Annotated in this window: 13 protein-coding genes; 8 read left to right on the top strand and 5 right to left on the bottom strand. The window is 63.4% G+C overall.

Features of this window, described 5'->3' with window-relative positions; all coding sequences use genetic code 11:
* The first annotated feature begins 1 nt into the window (after position 1).
* Positions 2-991, top strand: a complete 990-nt coding sequence (locus tag VFF99_RS17315; protein ID WP_325020100.1) for an aminotransferase class V-fold PLP-dependent enzyme — start codon at positions 2-4, stop codon at positions 989-991.
* Positions 992-1054: 63 nt separating this feature from the next.
* Here the strand turns inward: VFF99_RS17315 and VFF99_RS17310 are convergent, their stop codons facing one another.
* Positions 1055-2356 (bottom strand): NCS2 family permease, encoded by a 1302-nt coding sequence (locus VFF99_RS17310; RefSeq protein WP_325020098.1) that lies wholly within the window; start codon positions 2354-2356, stop codon positions 1055-1057.
* Positions 2357-2842: 486 nt separating this feature from the next.
* Here VFF99_RS17310 and VFF99_RS17305 point away from each other — a divergent pair, with 486 nt between their 5' ends.
* The 4 genes from VFF99_RS17305 (at position 2843) to VFF99_RS17290 (ending at position 7566) form a co-directional block, all read left to right on the top strand.
* The gene (locus tag VFF99_RS17305) at positions 2843-4375 is read left to right on the top strand and encodes an ABC transporter ATP-binding protein (protein WP_325020096.1); all 1533 of its coding nucleotides are present in this window, start codon (positions 2843-2845) and stop codon (positions 4373-4375) included.
* Positions 4368-5429 (top strand): ABC transporter permease, encoded by a 1062-nt coding sequence (locus tag VFF99_RS17300; RefSeq protein WP_325020094.1) that lies wholly within the window; start codon positions 4368-4370, stop codon positions 5427-5429. The genes VFF99_RS17305 and VFF99_RS17300 overlap by 8 nt, the downstream gene beginning before the upstream one ends.
* Entirely contained in the window at positions 5429-6343 is a 915-nt protein-coding gene (locus tag VFF99_RS17295) for an ABC transporter permease (protein WP_325020092.1), read from the top strand. Before VFF99_RS17300 ends, VFF99_RS17295 begins: the two co-directional genes overlap by 1 nt.
* A 146-nt stretch (positions 6344-6489) precedes the next feature.
* Positions 6490-7566, top strand: coding sequence for a BMP family ABC transporter substrate-binding protein (locus tag VFF99_RS17290; protein ID WP_325020090.1), 1077 nt, complete (start codon positions 6490-6492; stop codon positions 7564-7566).
* A gap of 26 nt (positions 7567-7592) precedes the next feature.
* On the opposite strand, the gene yjjJ is transcribed toward VFF99_RS17290, so the two are convergent.
* Positions 7593-8987 (bottom strand): type II toxin-antitoxin system HipA family toxin YjjJ, encoded by a 1395-nt coding sequence (gene yjjJ / locus VFF99_RS17285; RefSeq protein ID WP_325020088.1) that lies wholly within the window; start codon positions 8985-8987, stop codon positions 7593-7595.
* A gap of 244 nt (positions 8988-9231) precedes the next feature.
* Between yjjJ and VFF99_RS17280 the strand changes: the two genes are divergently transcribed.
* The gene (locus VFF99_RS17280; RefSeq protein ID WP_325020086.1) at positions 9232-9651 is read left to right on the top strand and encodes a hypothetical protein; all 420 of its coding nucleotides are present in this window, start codon (positions 9232-9234) and stop codon (positions 9649-9651) included.
* Between the two features lie 148 nt (positions 9652-9799).
* On the opposite strand, the gene VFF99_RS17275 is transcribed toward VFF99_RS17280, so the two are convergent.
* The 3 genes from VFF99_RS17275 to VFF99_RS17265 form a co-directional block, all read right to left on the bottom strand.
* Positions 9800-11878: a DUF4214 domain-containing protein gene (locus VFF99_RS17275; protein WP_325020084.1), complete on the bottom strand. Its 2079-nt coding sequence runs from the start codon at positions 11876-11878 to the stop codon at positions 9800-9802.
* A gap of 105 nt (positions 11879-11983) precedes the next feature.
* Positions 11984-13777: a sensor histidine kinase gene (locus VFF99_RS17270; protein ID WP_325020082.1), complete on the bottom strand. Its 1794-nt coding sequence runs from the start codon at positions 13775-13777 to the stop codon at positions 11984-11986.
* Between the two features lie 24 nt (positions 13778-13801).
* Entirely contained in the window at positions 13802-14482 is a 681-nt protein-coding gene (locus tag VFF99_RS17265) for a response regulator transcription factor (protein ID WP_325020080.1), read from the bottom strand.
* Between the two features lie 274 nt (positions 14483-14756).
* Here VFF99_RS17265 and VFF99_RS17260 point away from each other — a divergent pair, with 274 nt between their 5' ends.
* Both VFF99_RS17260 and VFF99_RS17255 read left to right on the top strand, forming a co-directional pair.
* Positions 14757-15182 carry a cytochrome c gene (locus VFF99_RS17260; RefSeq protein WP_325020078.1) on the top strand — a complete coding sequence of 142 codons (426 nt, stop codon included), beginning with the start codon at positions 14757-14759 and terminating at the stop codon, positions 15180-15182.
* 35 nt (positions 15183-15217) lie between these two features.
* Positions 15218-15882 (top strand): cbb3-type cytochrome c oxidase subunit I (locus tag VFF99_RS17255; RefSeq protein ID WP_325020076.1); only part of this gene is annotated, 665 nt, incomplete at its 3' end.

Below are 15882 nucleotides of genomic sequence, written 5' to 3'. Positions count from 1 at the left end.
AGTGTACGGCGCGCATTCCGCCATCGTCGTTCCCGGCAGCGGCACCTTCGGCATGGAAGCGGTGTGCCGCCAGTTCGCCAACGGCAAGAAATGCCTGGTGATCCGCAACGGCTGGTTCAGCTACCGCTGGTCCCAGATCCTGGAGATGGGCAATATCCCCGCCGCACATACGGTGTTGAAGGCTCGCCCCGTGGAGCAGGGCAGCCAGGCCGCGTTTGCGCCGGCACCAGTCGAGGAAGTGGTCGCCGCCATCCGCGAAACCAGGCCCGACCTCGTGTTCGCGCCGCACGTCGAAACCGCGTCCGGCATGATCCTGCCCGACGATTACATGCGCAAAGTGGCCGAAGCGGTGCACGCGGTCGGCGGCATGTTCGTGCTCGACTGCATCGCCTCAGGCGCGGTGTGGGTCGACATGCCGTCCGTCGGCGTGGACATCCTCGTCAGCGCGCCGCAGAAAGGCTGGAGCGCATCGCCGTGCTGCGGCCTGGTCATGCTCAGCCCGCTGGCGCGCGAGCGCATCGATGCCACCACCAGCACCAGCTTCGCCTGCGACCTGCGCAAGTGGATGCAGATCATGGAAGCCTACGAAGGCGGATCGTTCGCCTACCACGCCACCATGCCCACCGACGGCCTCGCCGTGCTGCGCAAGGTGATGAAGGAAATGGACGAATACGGCTTCGACAAGGTCAAGGCCGAGCAGCTGGAACTGGGCAAGCGCGTGCGGGAACTCTTCGAGGGCAAGGGCATCCGCAGCGTGGCGGCGGAAGGCTTCAAGGCCCCGGGCGTGATCGTCAGCTACACCGATGACGACGAGGTGAAGTCCGGCAAGAAATTCGCGCAGGCCGGCCTGCAGATCGCCGCCGGCGTGCCGCTTCAGTGCGACGAGCCGGCGGATTTCAAGACCTTCCGCGTCGGCCTGTTCGGGCTGGACAAGCTGCACAATATCGAGCGGACGGTCGCAAACCTCGAAAAGGCGCTCGGCACGTTTTGATTGATGAGGCACATAAGCAAAAAAGTCCGGGACATCCCGGACTTTTTTGTTTGGCGGAAGGGCTTACTCGGCGCCGAGGTAGATATAGCGGAACACGAAGATCGCCGCGATGATCCAGACGATCACCGGCACCTCCTTCGCGCGGCCGGTAAGCAGCTTCAGGCCGGCGAAGGAAATGAAGCCGAAGGCCACGCCGTTGGCGATCGAGAAGGTGAACGGCATCATCAGCGCGGTAATGACGGCAGGCACGCTTTCGGTCGTATCCTCCCAGTCCACGTCGGCCAGGTCGCGCAGCATGAGGCAGGCCACGTAGAACAGGGCCGGCGCGGTGGCGTAAGCCGGCACGGCGCCGGCCAGCGGGGCGATGAACAGGCAGGCCAGGAACAGCACCGCCACCGCGATCGCGGTGAGACCGGTGCGGCCGCCCGCCTGCACGCCGGATGCACTTTCGATGTAAGCCGTGGTGCTGGACGTGCCGAGGAAGGCGCCGCCGACGATGGCGGTACTGTCGGCGATCAGCGCCTTGTTCAGGCGTTCCATCTTGCCGGCCTTCAGCAGGCCGGCGCGGCTGGCCACGCCCATCAGGGTGCCGGTGGCGTCGAACAGTTCGACCAGGAAAAACACGAGCACCACGTTCAGGATGCCGATCGACAGCGCGGCGGAGAGGTCGAGCTTGAACAGCGTCGGGTCGATCGACGGCGGGGCGGAAAAGACGCCGGTGAACTTGTTGCCGCCGAAGATGAAGCTCAGGATCGTGACAGCCACGATGCCGATCAGGATCGCGCCCTTCACGCGCAGGCGGTCCAGCGCCACGATCATGAAGAAGCCGACGATGGCGAGCACGGCCGGGGTCTGGTGCAGGTTGCCCAGCGTGATGTACGTGGCGGGGTTGGCGGCCACGATGCCGGCGTTCTTGAGCGCGATGATGCCGAGGAAGAGGCCGATGCCGGCGGTGATGGCGATGCGTATCGAGCGCGGAATGCCGTTGACGATCATCTCGCGGATGCGCAGCACGCTGATGATCAGGAACAGGATGCCCGAAATGCAGACCGCGCCCAGCGCCGCCTGCCAGGTGTAACCCATGCCGAGCACCACCGTGTAGGCGAAGTAGGCGTTCAGGCCCATGCCGGGCGCGAGTGCGATCGGATAGTTCGCATACAGGCCCATGATCAGCGTGCCCAGCGCGGCGGCCACGCAGGTGGCGACGAACACGGCATCCTTGGGCATGCCGGCGTCGCCGAGGATGGAGGGGTTCACGAAAATGATGTAGGCCATCGTCAGGAAGGTGGTCACGCCGGCCAGCAGCTCCGTGCGCACATTCGTGCCCTGTTCCTTCAGCTTGAAGAACCTCTCCAAAAAGCCCATGCTGTTTTCTCCTGTTGGTACTGTTGTCTCGGCTTGCTGCGGCCTGTTCTCCAAGGTGCTCAACGTGTCTCTCCTGAACGGTTTGATTGGGAACGGCGATGCTTATTAGAACCGATTTTCACCGGTTCTGCTGCCATCGTCCGTGGTTGAAGGGGATCCCCCGGACTGTAATGTCCTATAGAAAAAAGGGTGCCGGATACGTCATGCCGAATAGGCGGCATACCGCAGGACGAATATGGGGAGGGCAGATGCTTGCCGGAACCGGCGCCGCATGGCAGACTGCGCTCCCCGTCACCCCGCCGGGGGCATACGGAGTGTGTCCTACAAACCTATATCCTGGCATCTATATTGCTCATACAGACAAAGGTATAGTGGCGTGATTTATTTCCTGTAATTTTCGACAACAACAAGAATAAATCCACAATAGAGCCACTACCATAACGCCTTCGACGATTTATGCAGTAGTGACTCCCTGAAGAGTGAGACATGGATACCCGCCTAACCCTGAGCAGGATCACGAAGAAATATCCTTCCGTGGTCGCCAACGACGGCGTCGACTTGAACGTACTTCCCGGCGAGATCCATTCGATCCTCGGCGAGAACGGCGCCGGCAAGTCGACCCTGATGAAAATCATCTATGGCGCGGTCAAGCCGGATGCCGGCCATGTGTTCTGGAACGGCCGCGAAGTGAACATCGCCAATCCCTCAGAGGCGCGCAAGCTCGGCATCGCCATGGTGTTCCAGCATTTCTCGCTGTTCGATACCCTCACCGTCACCGAGAACATCGCGCTCGGCCTGCCCAGGGATACGGACCTGCATGCGCTGAGCAAGCGCATCCGCGACATCTCGCACCAGTACGGCCTGCCGCTGGAACCCGAGCGCCATGTGCATACGCTGTCGGTGGGCGAATGCCAGCGTGTGGAGATCGTGCGCGCGCTGCTGGCCAAGCCGCAGTTGCTGATCCTCGACGAGCCGACTTCCGTGCTGACGCCGCAGGCGGTCGACAAGCTGTTCGGCACGCTGCGGCAGCTGGCCAAGGAAGGCTGCAGCATCCTCTACATCAGCCACAAGCTCGATGAAATCCGCGCGCTCTGCCACAAGTGCACCGTGATGCGGGCCGGCAAAGTGACCGGCATCTGCGACCCGACGCAGGAAACCGCGGCCAGCCTGTCGCGCATGATGATCGGCGCCGAACCGCCCGAGATCAAGGCCGTCGAGCGCCTGCCGGGGGAGAAGCTGCTCTCGCTGCGCGACCTGTCCCTGCCCAGGAGCCATCCCTTCGGCACCGAGCTGGCAGACATCAACCTCGATCTGCATGCCGGCGAGATCGTCGGCATCGCCGGGGTGTCGGGCAACGGCCAGCAGGAACTGCTCGCCGCGCTGTCGGGTGAAGACCTGCGCGCGCGGCCCGATGCCATCGTTTTGAACGGCGAGCCGGTGGGCCGCATGAACGCCGCCCGCCGCCGCAAGCGCGGTCTGGGCTTCGTGCCGGAAGAGCGCCTCGGGCGCGGCGCCGTGCCCGACCTCTCGCTGGCGCACAACATCCTGCTGTCGCACCAGGACAGCCACAGCGTGCGCCACGGCCTGATCCGCTTCGCTGCAATCCACGAGCTCGCCGCCGCCATCATCAAGCGCTTCAAGGTCAAGGCGCCGGGGCCGCATGCGACGGCCGGCAGTCTGTCCGGCGGCAATCTGCAGAAGTACATCGTCGGCCGCGAAGTGATGCGCGAGCCGAAGGTATTGATCGTGGCCCAGCCTACCTGGGGGGTGGACGTGGGCGCCGCGGCGCAGATCCGCGCCGAGCTGGTGGCCCTGCGCGATGCCGGCTGCGCGCTGCTGGTGGTGTCCGAAGAACTCGACGAACTCTTTGAAATTTCCGACCGCCTCGTCGTGATGGCCAAGGGCAGACTGTCGCCCTCGATCAAGCGCTCGCAGGCCACGGTGGACTTGATCGGCCAGTGGATGAGCGGACTGTGGGATGAAAAACAACCGGCGCCGCAGGAGGTGGCCAATGCTTAAGATGGAAAAGCGGCCCAGCCCGTCCGCGCTGATGTCGTGGCTGTCACCGGTGTTCGCCGTGCTGCTGACGGTGCTGTGCGGCGCGATCCTGTTCCTCGCGCTGGGCAAGAATCCGCTGACCGGACTTGCGGTGTTCTTCATCGAACCGATCCGGGACTTGCAGGGATGGGCGGAAGTGGGCGTGAAGGTGGCGCCGCTGCTGCTGATCGCCGTCGGCCTGGCTGTCTGCTTCCGCGCCAACGTGTTCAATATCGGCGCCGAAGGACAGCTCGTGGTAGGTGCGATGACCGGCGGCGCCGTCGGCCTGTACTTCGACCAGGGCGAAGGCGGCGGCGCCATGATGATCGCGCTCGTGCTGCTGGCCGGCATGGCGGGCGGCATGGCGTGGGCGGCGATCACCGCCTTCCTGCGCGACCGTTTCAATGCCAGTGAAATCCTGGTGTCGCTGATGCTGGTCTATGTGGCGCAGCTGTTGCTCAGCTATGTGGTGCACGGCCCGCTGCGCGATCCCGAAGGTTTCAATTTCCCGCAGTCGCGCATGCTGTCCGACGGTTATCTGCTGCCGAACATCATCGAGGGCACGCGCCTGCATGCCGGCTTTGCGATGGCGGTCGCCGCCTCCGCGCTCGGCTGGGTGTTCCTGTCGCGCAGCTTCGCCGGCTACCGCCTGCAGGTGGGCGGCATGGCGCCCGCGGCCGCGCGCTACGCCGGCTTTTCCTCGCGCAAGGCCTTGTGGACCTCGATGCTGCTGTGCGGCGCGCTGGCCGGCATGGCAGGCACCGCCGAAGTGCTCGGCCCGATCGGCCAGCTCACGCCCTCGGTATCGCCCGGCTACGGTTTCGCCGCCATCATCGTGGCCTACGTCGGCCGCCTGCATCCGGTCGGCGTGCTGTTCTCGAGCTTCATCATGGCGCTGTTCTATATCGGCGGCGAGCTGTCGCAGTCGCGCCTGGGCATGCCGAACTCCATCACCGGCGTGTTCCAGGGCATTCTGCTGTTCTCGCTGCTGGCCTGCGACGTGCTGATCCACTACAAACTGAGCTGGAGAAAATAATGGAATCCTTTGCGCCACAGGTCGCCGCCTCGATCAATGCCGGCACCCCGCTGATGCTGGCCGCGCTCGGTTTGCTGATCAATGAAAAATCCGGGGTCGTGAACCTGGGGGCGGAGGGCATGATGCTGGTCGCCGCCATCGTCGGCTTTGCCACCGCGGTGCATACCGAAAGCGTTGCGCTCGGCTTCGTGACCGCCGCCTGCGCAGGCATGCTGCTGGCCGGCTTCTTTGCGCTGCTGACGGTGTGGCTGGGCACCAACCAGTATGCGACCGGGCTAGCGCTGTCGCTGTTCGGCGGCGGCGCGTCGGCCTACATTGGCATCAGCTATGTGGGTCACAGCCTGGAAAACCCGAAGTTCGCGATTCCCTACCTGGCCGACATTCCCTTCCTCGGCACCGCGCTGTTCCGCCAGCATCCGATGGTCTACCTGTCGCTGCTGCTGGTTGCCGGCATCGTCTGGTTCCTCTATCGCAGCCGTTCCGGCCTCGTGCTGCGCGCGGTGGGCGAGTCGCCGTCGTCGGCCCACGCGCTCGGCTACAACGTGCGCCTGATCCGGCTGGCGGCCCTGCTGTTCGGCGGCGCCTGCTGCGGACTCGCGGGGGCATTCATGTCGCTGGTGTACACGCCGATGTGGGTCGAAGGCATGGTGGCGGGACGCGGCTGGATCGCGCTGGCGCTCACCACCTTTGCCACCTGGCGTCCGGCGCGGGTGCTGGTCGGCGCCTACCTGTTCGGCGGCGTGACCATGATGACTTTCCACGCGCAGGGGCTGGGCGTATCCATCGCCTCGCAGTGGCTGTCGATGATGCCCTACCTCGCCACCATCGTGGTGCTGGTGCTGATCTCCACCAATGCAAACTGGATCAAGCTGAACATGCCGGCTTCGTTGGGGAAGAATTTTCACCCGCAATGAGGCTTGGTTGGTGATATATTGCCGCCCGAAGCAATTTGGACATCGACGCACGGCGATCCGTCGTCCGGACAATCCCGCTGTTGTTCCCACTCGGCGCGATTCGGGTCCATTGATCAACCAGTGGGAGTCAACTGTAGAGGAATACCATGTCGAAAAGCTTCATCCGCGGCGCCCTGGCCGCGATTGCCGTACTGCCCGCAATGGCATTTGCCGCGGACCCTGCGCCGCTCAACGTGGGTTTCGTCTATGTCAGCCCCATCGGTGAAGCCGGCTGGACCTACCAGCACGACCTGGGCCGCAAGCAGATGGAGCAGGCCCTCGGCAACAAGGTCAAGACGCGCTTCGTCGAAAGCGTGCCGGAAGGCGCCGACGCCGAACGCGTGATCCGCGATCTCGCGCAGCAAGGCAACAAGCTGATCTTCACGACCTCGTTCGGCTACATGAACCCGACGCTGAAGGTGGCCAAGCAATTCCCGGACGTGAAGTTCGTTCACCTCACCGGCTACAAGACCGCGCCGAACGTCGCCACCGCCAACGCGCGTTTCTATGAAGCCCGCTACCTCGCCGGCGTCCTCGCGGGCAAGATGACCAAGTCGAATGTTGCCGGTTACGTCGGTGCGTTCCCGATCCCGGAAGTCCTGCAAGGCATCAACGCCTTCACCCGCGGCATGCGCAGCGTGAACCCGAAGGCTGAAGTGCGCGTGATCTGGGTCAACAGCTGGTTCGATCCGGGCAAGGAGCGCGATGCGGCCATCACCCTGATGGGCCAGGGCGCCGACATCGTCACCCACCATACCGACTCCCACGCCGCTGTGCAGGCCGCGGAAGAGAAGGGCAAGTTTGCGGTCGGCTACCACTCCGATATGAAGAAGTTCGGCCCGAAGGCACAGCTCGCCGCCGTGACCCACCACTGGGGCGACTACTACACCAAGTCGGCGCAAGCGGTGGTGGATGGCAAGTGGAAGACCAGCGGCGTCTGGGGCGGCATCAAGGATGGCTTCGTGAAGCTGGAATCGATCAACGCCAGCGTGCCCGAAGACGTGAAGAAGCTGGTCGCCGCCGCCGAGAAGGATATCGTCTCCGGCAAGATCACCCCGTTCGACGCACCGGTCAAGGACAACGAAGGCAAGGTCCGCCTCGACAAGGGCGCCCTGAATGACGACGCGCTGAACAAGATGGATTTCTACGTCGAAGGCGTGCAGGGCAAGCTGCCGGGCAAGTGATCGGCTGATATCAGCAGGTGCCGGCCCTACGCCGGCACCACCTTCTTCCGGATTGTCTCCAGCAAGGCGGCGTTCTCGCCGCACAGTACGCGGAACGGTGCGCTGATACGCGCATCGGCCGCGGCCTCATCCCACAACGCAATCGCGCATGCACAAGCATCAAGCCATGCGTCCTGCTCCGCAGGCACCGGCATTGCGAACTGCGGCGTAACCGCAGGCACCTCACCCCCGGGCAGCGGCGCATATGCCATCGGCAGCATGTCGTAGGCGGGCGCTACATGGAATTTGGGAAACTTCCCCGTGCCAGGGACGAAACTCAGGTTCCCCATGTGCATGTCGCTGTTGGCGATCAGCTTGCCGAACCACCACATGCGCAGTACCGCGTCCAGTCCATCCTGGTCGAGCAGTTTCATCTGCACGAGGCGGCGCACAGGCGCGCGCCAGTCTTCGCCGCCTGTTCCAAGCAGATGTCCGTTAAGCGATTCGAGGCTGACCAGCGGCGTACGGCCAAACCGGCCGGCACGGTCGAAGCGCTCGGATTCGAGGAAGCTGCGGTTCCGGCCCTGCAGGAGCCGGGTGCGGGCAGCGGACACGCCGGGCATTGCCGCGATGTGGGTGGACGCCAGATGCTCGCACACGAGCAGGTCCGACCAGCGTTGCGTCGCGCCCGGCAATACCTCGCCGGAAAACTTGACGATGACGTGTTCGGTCGCTGCGCCCGCCAGGCTCCGGATGGCCGGGAATTTCGGGAACTCGCCACCGGCGCTGCCGCCGGCAATGCCGAGTGCGGCAACCGCCTGCGCCAGCGTGAGGTAGGCGTCCAGGTGTTCGTCTTCCGGAATCGCCGGTTCGGGCGACATCAGTTCTTCCTGCCAGCGCTGCAAGGCGGATTCGCCGAGGATCAGGTTGCCGCTGGTGTCCCATCCTTCCCGAGTAAGTATGGTCAGGATATCGTCGTCGCTCCATCGACGCGGATCTTCGGGGATCTCCAGCACCCGGTGAAACCGCCGCGCGAACATGCGCCCCAGGAAGCCCTGCGGACGCATGTCGTACAAGGGATAGGGCAGGCCCTCCCACCAGCCTTCGAGGGACGCGCCGTCGACCGGCCACTCCAGCGACTGCAGGCTGCAGAGGGAGCCCTCCGGATAAACAGGCGTCAGGCTTCCGGCTTCGGCAATGGCGCCATGTTCGTCGACGCGATAGAGCGGGTGCCGGTCGAGCCGGCCGCGCACGGGGCGCTGAAGCGCATAGCGGGTCCGCGATGCGGCTCCGGTTGAGCAGATATCCGCGCGTTCTCCCAGCCAGCGCTGAATTGTCCGCGACGTCACCCCGATTGCCTCGGCAAGGGTGGCGGCACCGGAAGGGCCGCGCCCGAGCATGGCAATCAAGGATTGTTGGCCGGAATCGTTTCGCAAGCGCACTTTACGGAATAATGTCGTGATTTATGTCGCGATTATATGGCTAAAATGCATTGAAAAACAGTGCGTTATAGGTTTAATGTGCAAATTAATGTCGCGATCTATGTCGCATTAAACGCGATGCATTTGAAATCCACCCGTTTACACTCGGGAAAGACCGCCCAAATCGCCTGAAACCCGCATGAACAAAGGCCAAAACCGCGCTATACTGTATGCATGAACAGTATGCGATCCGAAGGAGGGCACGATGTTCAAAGCAGGTACACCGGTAGGCGCGGGACGCTGGCCCAACCAGGGCGCGCACCCCGACCATTGGCAAAAACCCATTCGCGGACAGGTCCTCGACTTTTGCGACGTGCGCGCCTGGGCCAATTCCATCCACTTCCCGGAAGACGTGCCGCATGCGGGCGACGTGATGGGTGTGGCGCTCAAGCTGCAGGCGGAGGGCAGGCTCGATGGATTGACGCCCGTCCTGTGGGACTTCATCACCCACCGTCGCGTGGCATGGGAAAAGACGCGCTCGCTGCGCTCTTATGAAGACGACATGGTCCTCTGGCGCGCCGCGCGCGAACTGCGCCGCGACGAGATCCGGCACCCGCGCCGCCGCAAGCCGCGCGACATCCGCGAGTTCCTGCCCGAGCAGCAGCAGCATCTTGCGCTGGCCTGAGGCCTTTCCACCGTTCTTCCTCGCCGTGCTTTCCCATATCGAACCGTGACAGGAGAGGGCCTTCCGCTCGCGCCTCGACGAAGACCCGCTTCCCGAAAACGAAAGGCCCTGCGTTTGGGCAGGGCCTTCGAGCGGCAATGGCGCCGGGTCAGGGGATGTTGGCGGGATTGCAGTAAGAGCAGTACTGCTGCGCGGTCCGGCTGTCGCCCAGGGTCTTGAGCCAGTTGCCGAGAATGCCGCACACCACCGTCGTCTGCTGGCGATACAAGGACGTCCCGTTTTCGCGGTCGATGCAGGAGTTCCCGTATGCGTTCTGGCAGAAGGTATAGACCTGCGGATCGTCCAGCGGCCCGGCATACTGTTCCTTGCAAGGCGACTTGGGACCCGAACCGGTATCGGGGTTGCCGGAGCCTCCCGATGCGGCCGGATAGCCGGCCTCCACAAACTTGGAGACCGCATAGGGGCCGGCCACGCTTGCATCTTCTTCAGCCAGCGCCTTCTGTACCGCGCCGCGGAAGATCGCCACCATCGTGTTGTGCGGCGGGTAGGTCTTTGCGTCCCACAGGCGATCGATGATGGCATTGAACTCCGCAATGGCCTTCGTCGCCGCATCGAGTGCAGCGGGCAACTCCTCCGGATCTTCCGCCGCTTCCTCCGCGGTCACCGAAGCGCTGCCCAGCGTGTCGTGGCTCGAGCTCCCCGTGCCCACGTAGCCAAACTGCAGGTAATAGGTCGACCCCGCCGGGCTGTAGGCGACTTCAAACATGAAGCCGGGCCGAATGCGTGTCTCGGACACGGTCGTGCATACGCCGTTCACCAGGACCTGCGGCGGCGTGCAGGTCACCGTCGAGTCTTCCGGCTTGAGGTTGAGTGTGGGGTCGCCGGTCGGCACCAGTCCCTTTGCGGCGGTCGTATCCGATTGCGTCACCGCGGATGCGATCTGCATGCCCTTCGAGATCGAATCGGAAGGGGAGTTGTAGGTGATGCCCTGCTGTACCGCGAAGTAGGTGGCGACGGAGACCTTGTTGTCCAGCAGGTCCGCCACCCAGCCGAAGGTCGTGTTGCCCTTGAACGAATGGGCGGACTCCAGCATCGTCTTGACCAGCGTGCCGCGCGTCTGGGTGCCGTTTGCGAGCGCATCCGACCAGTAGATCAATCCATCCGTATCCGGCGTGGCGCGGCCGAGCACGTTCTTGTAGATCAGCCGGACGAAATCGGCATTGCTCATGTTGGCCGTGTAACCGGTCAGCGAGGAGTATTGCACCGCCGCGCTGTAGAAGGACTGGCCGATCTGCGACAGCGATGCGCCGGCCTTGAGCTGGTCGATCCAGTAACTCATGCCATCGGCGTCGGGCACGCGGTTGAAGTAGGCGATGTACAGCTCGACCAGCGAGTTGAGGTCCGACGCGGAAATGCTTGCCGCCTTGGTCCCGACCTGGAGGTTGATCGTCACGTCGGCGAATTTGAGGGTGTCCACCGCGGGGAAACCGAGGCTCGCGGGCACGCCGGTCGACTTGTCCGTCACGCTGAAGCCGGACGTCGTCCTGGCGATCGTGTAGTTCGATCGATTGCCGCCGAACGTCGCCACGTTACCCGACACAACCGGGCCGGACGCTGCCGCCGGCGCATGGACGACGATGTCATCCAGCAGGAAATCCGTAGAATTCGAGGCGTCCGTCGTGGCCGTGAACTTCAGGCGCACAGTCTTTCCCTTGTGCGCGGAAAGATCGTATTGCGCGCTTTGTTTCCAGGCATACGAGACATCGAGGTTGGACAGGGTGGCAAGGCTTGCGAGCTTGCTTGCGCCGGAGGCGTCGTACACCTCCACCTTCATCGTGTCGGGCGCACTGAAGACCGAGAGCTCCCTGGTCTTGATCACGTACCAGAATTGCAGGTAGCTGCTGGTTGCTGAGGCGGGAATGCTGACCGACTGGTACAGGATGTCGTTTGCCGAGTTATAGCCGCCCAGCCATGCATAACCGGTGCCGGTGCGCGCCGAGGAAGACCCGAGCACAAGTACGGCCTCGGATGCAGTCCAGCCACTGCCGCCGTTCTCGAAGCCGGCATCGGACAGCACATTGCTGCTGTCCGTCGTGTTGGACAGGCGCCGCTCGGATTGCGCATGCACCTGCGCCGCCTGACGCTCCGGCGCCGCGCTCTCGCCGCCTTGGCCGCCGCATGCCGCCAGCACGAGCAGCGGCAGCATCGCAAATAGGCTTGGTTTCATGAGCGCACCCCGGTCGTTGACTGAATACGCGCAAGAATAAACGGCACACTGTTTCCCCGCCTCACATGTTCATGTGAGGCAACAACGGAATGGACGTCCCGCGCTTCAGGCCGAGGGAAGGGGCAGAAGCAGGTTGACGCAGGTGCCCGCCGGGGAACTCTCGATATCCAGTGCTGCGCCCAGGCGTGCCGTACGCGAACGCATATTGGCCAGGCCGTGCCCGCCCGGGCCTTCCTGCGAACGCGGATTGAAGCCCTTGCCGTCGTCCGACAGCCGGATGCGGATCGCATGCTCGCGGCCGAGATACTCCGCACGCAGACTCGCATTCGATGCGCCCGAGTGCGCGAGCAGGTTCGAGAATGCTTCGAACAGGATCATTTGCAGGTCCCGCGATTGCTGAAGCGTCCAGCCGCCGATCGCGGGCAAGGGATCGACCGACCACGCCAGCCGGATGCCGGCGGCGTCCAGCCGCTCGCTCAGGCGGTAGCGCAGGGCGCCCAGCAGCGACGCGATATCGCCTTCGATGTCCTGCATGGCGTCGACGGTGAGTTTGAGGTGGTCCAGCGCTTCGCGCAGGTGTGCGGTGATGACTTCCCGTGCCACTTCCGGATTCTGCGAAAGCTGGAGCGCGCCGAGGAGCTGGCTGCCGAGTCCGTCATGCATGTCGCGCGTCAGGCGCTGCCGTTCCTCGACGATGGCCTGGTTGCGTTGCGTCTCCGCCTGCGCAGCGTAGGTGGCGGCCAGCTTTGCCTCTCCTTCCGCGAGGCGCTGCGCCAGATCCTGGTTCATGCTGGCGATGGCCTGGGCCGACTTGCGCAGACGCTCGGCAATCGTCCAGGCCAGCGTCACGCCGAAGGCGACCCATGCATAGCGGACCCAGGGAACGCCGCCGAATCCAGGAAAGACCCGGAAGTAGAGCATGTCGCGCGTGGCGGCAATGCAGGTGGCGATGACGGCGACGGCGAGCACGCGCTTTTCCAGCTCCCGGCTCTTCATCCCTTCCACGACTGCAATGAGCGCGGTGCCGATGCAGACCAGCAGCGTGATTCCGAGCCACACCGACAACAGAAGCGGCATGCGCAGCAGGAACGAGGCTGCCACTGCGGGCACGGTCAGCCATGCGTGCCAGTCGCCGAAGATCTTCATCGGTCCTGCATGGCGGTCGACAAAGATAAGCGAAAATTTTGAAATGAGCGCGGCCGCCAGCGCATAGGCCGAGAACACGACGATGCCCCACCACGGCCATGGGAGCAGGGTACGTTGGGCAAGCGTATCGCTGACCAGGATTGCCCACAGGATTTCACCGACGCCGTAGTACACGTACAGCGGCTCTCGCTGCCGAAGCCAGAGCAGCAGCGCGATCACGCCGAGCACCGCACTGACGATGGACAGGGCCAGGAAGCCGCTGACGCGCCAGCGGTAGGCCTCTTCGTATTGCCGGTGCACTTCATCGGCCGGCCCGATGACCGGCACGCTCACGCCGGCGCGCCGGCCGCCCTGCGCGTGCACGAGGATAGCCAGTTCATTCTTCTCCTGCAGCACGCCTTCCGGCACCTTGAAGAACTGCGGCTGCTTGGAGTAATCCTCATGGGGATCGTTGCCGCTGCCTTTTGCCCCGAGCAGCACGCCATTGAGGCGGGCTTCATAGGCGTTGCCGAGGCGCGAGAAGAGAATGCCGAGCGGTGCGCGCGGATCATCCGCCGGGAAGCGGATCAGTACGCGGGCCTTGCCGTCCATGCCGCCTTGCGCGGTGTCCCAGTTGAATGGCAACTTGATGGCGACCGGCTGGCCCGGCACGCCAGAGCTTTCGATGATGACTTCCGCATCCTCGATCACCGTCATACCGAAGGCGGGAACGAGGAACAGGTTGACCAGCGCAAGAATCCATGCGATATGCATCCGCATTGCCGTGCGCTTGCGCATCTAGAATGCGCGCGACCGGAGCAGCCCCATCCGGTTGGCTTCATAAACCGCTTCGGCGCGCGACTTCACGGCGAGCTTGCCGTAGGTGTTCTTGATGTGGGTCTGCACGGTCGATAAGGATACCGAAAGCAGCTTGGACACTTCTTCGTAGGTGTAACCGCGCGCGATCAGGTTGAGGATCTCCGCCTCGCGATTCGTCAGCGCGACAGCAGGCGCCTGCGTTCCGCCATCCTGGGCGGCAGCCGAAGGGTCGCTGCGGCGTGCGCGGGTGAGCACCTTGCGGGCGATCAGCGGCGTCATCGGCGATCCGCCGGCGCGCAGGTCGCGCATCGCGCGGCCGACATCCATCTCATCGATCCCCTTGAGGATATATCCCATCGCCCCGCTTTCGATCGAGGTCAGCACATTCTTCTCGTCGCCGAACATGGTGATCACCATGATGTCGCACTGCGCCTGGTGCTCCACGCAGGCACGGATCACTTCGATGCCGGAGGTGTCCGGCAGCCCGAGGTCGGTCAAAAGGATATCGACAGGATGATGGCGCAGCCAGGCAATGGCCGGCAGCCCGCAACTGAAGGATTCGGCGAGCACGAAACCGGGCTCGCGCACGATCGCCCCGCACAGCCGGGAAAGGGTGCGTGCATCGTCTTCGACGACGGCGACGCGGATCGGCTTGTGCATGCTGGTTTCCTTTGCCATGTAAGAGGGCGCTCCTGCTGCTGTGGGGTCGGTGTAGTGTACGCCGGGGCGGCGAGAACAGCGTCACATGATTATGGGAGCTGAGCGCGCCAACCCTGTCCTTAACTTGAATCAAGGTCTGCAAATTTTCCAACTTTAAGCCACAAAGAGGCAATTTCCCCCTTTCTTAAAGATGCATATGGAATGTATGATTTGGACCGTCGGCACGTGCAACGCGCCGAAATCCTTTCCGGTTCAGACATAGGACTACCCTGACATGAGCGCTTCCTTCACAAAATCCGCAGCCCGGAACATCTTCTATGGCGGCGCGGTGTTCTTCTTCCTGCTATTCCTGGCAATGACCTTCGACACCATGCAGACGCTGCCCAAACGTGACAACCGCGAAAACCTGACGGAATCCGTCGTGCGCGGCAAGCACATTTGGGAAACGCGCAACTGCATCGGCTGCCACACGCTGATGGGCGAGGGTGCCTATTTCGCACCCGAGCTTGCCAACGTGTACACCCGCCGCGGCGGCGACTTCATCAAGTCGTGGATGAAGATCCAGCCGACCGGCGCTCCCGGCCGCCGCCAGATGCCCCAGTTCAACCTGAACGACCAGCAGTTGGATGACCTGGTGAACTTCCTGAAGTACACCTCGGAGATCAACACCAGCAAGTGGCCGCCGAATATCGAAGGCTGATCGAATCCAGTCCACAGCAACAAGCGGAGAAAATAATGCAATTCAAATCACAGGCGGTCGCGAAGCCTTATTTCATCGCGGCGATCGGCCTCTTCTTCGGGCAGATCCTGTTCGGCCTGATCATGGGCCTGCAGTATGTCGTGGGGGACTTCCTGTTCCCGGCGATCCCCTTCAACGTGGCCCGCATGGTCCACACCAACCTGCTCATCGTGTGGCTGCTGTTCGGCTTCATGGGCGCCGCCTACTACCTCATTCCCGAGGAATCGGAGCGCGAGCTGCACAGCCCCAAGCTGGCGCTGGCCACCTTCTGGGTGTTCCTGATCGCCGGCGCGGCGACCATCGTCGGCTACCTCGCAGTCCCGTATGCCAAGCTTGCCGAGTACACCGGCAATGACATGCTGGCGACGATGGGCCGCGAGTTCCTCGAACAGCCGCTGCCGACCAAGGTGGGCATCGTCATCGTGGCACTGGTCTTCCTGTACAACATCTCGCTGACCGTCCTGCGCGGCCGCAAGACCAGCATCAACCTGGTCATGCTGGTGGGTCTGTGGGGCCTGGCGATCTTCTTCCTGTTCTCGTTCTACAACCCGGCCAACCTGGTCAAGGACAAGTACTACTGGTGGTGGGTGGTTCACCTCTGGGTGGAAGGCGTGTGGGAACTGATCATGGGCGCGATGCTGGCCTTCGTGCTGATCAAGGT

The sequence above is a fragment of the Noviherbaspirillum sp. genome (assembly GCF_035654295.1).
Taxonomy (GTDB): domain Bacteria; phylum Pseudomonadota; class Gammaproteobacteria; order Burkholderiales; family Burkholderiaceae_D; genus Noviherbaspirillum.
Note: the sequence above shows the minus strand (reverse complement) of the source record. Positions and strands in the feature narration are given on the sequence as shown.

Excerpts from the sequence above, each read along its gene's own strand:
- VFF99_RS17310 (WP_325020098.1), bottom strand. The coding sequence starts at position 2,356 with ATGGGCTTTTTGGAGAGGTTCTTCAAGCTGAAGGAACAGGGCACGAAT.
- VFF99_RS17305 (WP_325020096.1), top strand. The coding sequence starts at position 2,843 with ATGGATACCCGCCTAACCCTGAGCAGGATCACGAAGAAATATCCTTCC.
- VFF99_RS17300 (WP_325020094.1), top strand. The coding sequence starts at position 4,368 with ATGCTTAAGATGGAAAAGCGGCCCAGCCCGTCCGCGCTGATGTCGTGG.
- VFF99_RS17295 (WP_325020092.1), top strand. The coding sequence starts at position 5,429 with ATGGAATCCTTTGCGCCACAGGTCGCCGCCTCGATCAATGCCGGCACC.
- VFF99_RS17290 (WP_325020090.1), top strand. The coding sequence starts at position 6,490 with ATGTCGAAAAGCTTCATCCGCGGCGCCCTGGCCGCGATTGCCGTACTG.
- VFF99_RS17280 (WP_325020086.1), top strand. The coding sequence starts at position 9,232 with ATGTTCAAAGCAGGTACACCGGTAGGCGCGGGACGCTGGCCCAACCAG.
- VFF99_RS17275 (WP_325020084.1), bottom strand. The coding sequence starts at position 11,878 with ATGAAACCAAGCCTATTTGCGATGCTGCCGCTGCTCGTGCTGGCGGCA.
- VFF99_RS17270 (WP_325020082.1), bottom strand. The coding sequence starts at position 13,777 with ATGCATATCGCATGGATTCTTGCGCTGGTCAACCTGTTCCTCGTTCCC.
- VFF99_RS17265 (WP_325020080.1), bottom strand. The coding sequence starts at position 14,482 with ATGCACAAGCCGATCCGCGTCGCCGTCGTCGAAGACGATGCACGCACC.
- VFF99_RS17260 (WP_325020078.1), top strand. The coding sequence starts at position 14,757 with ATGAGCGCTTCCTTCACAAAATCCGCAGCCCGGAACATCTTCTATGGC.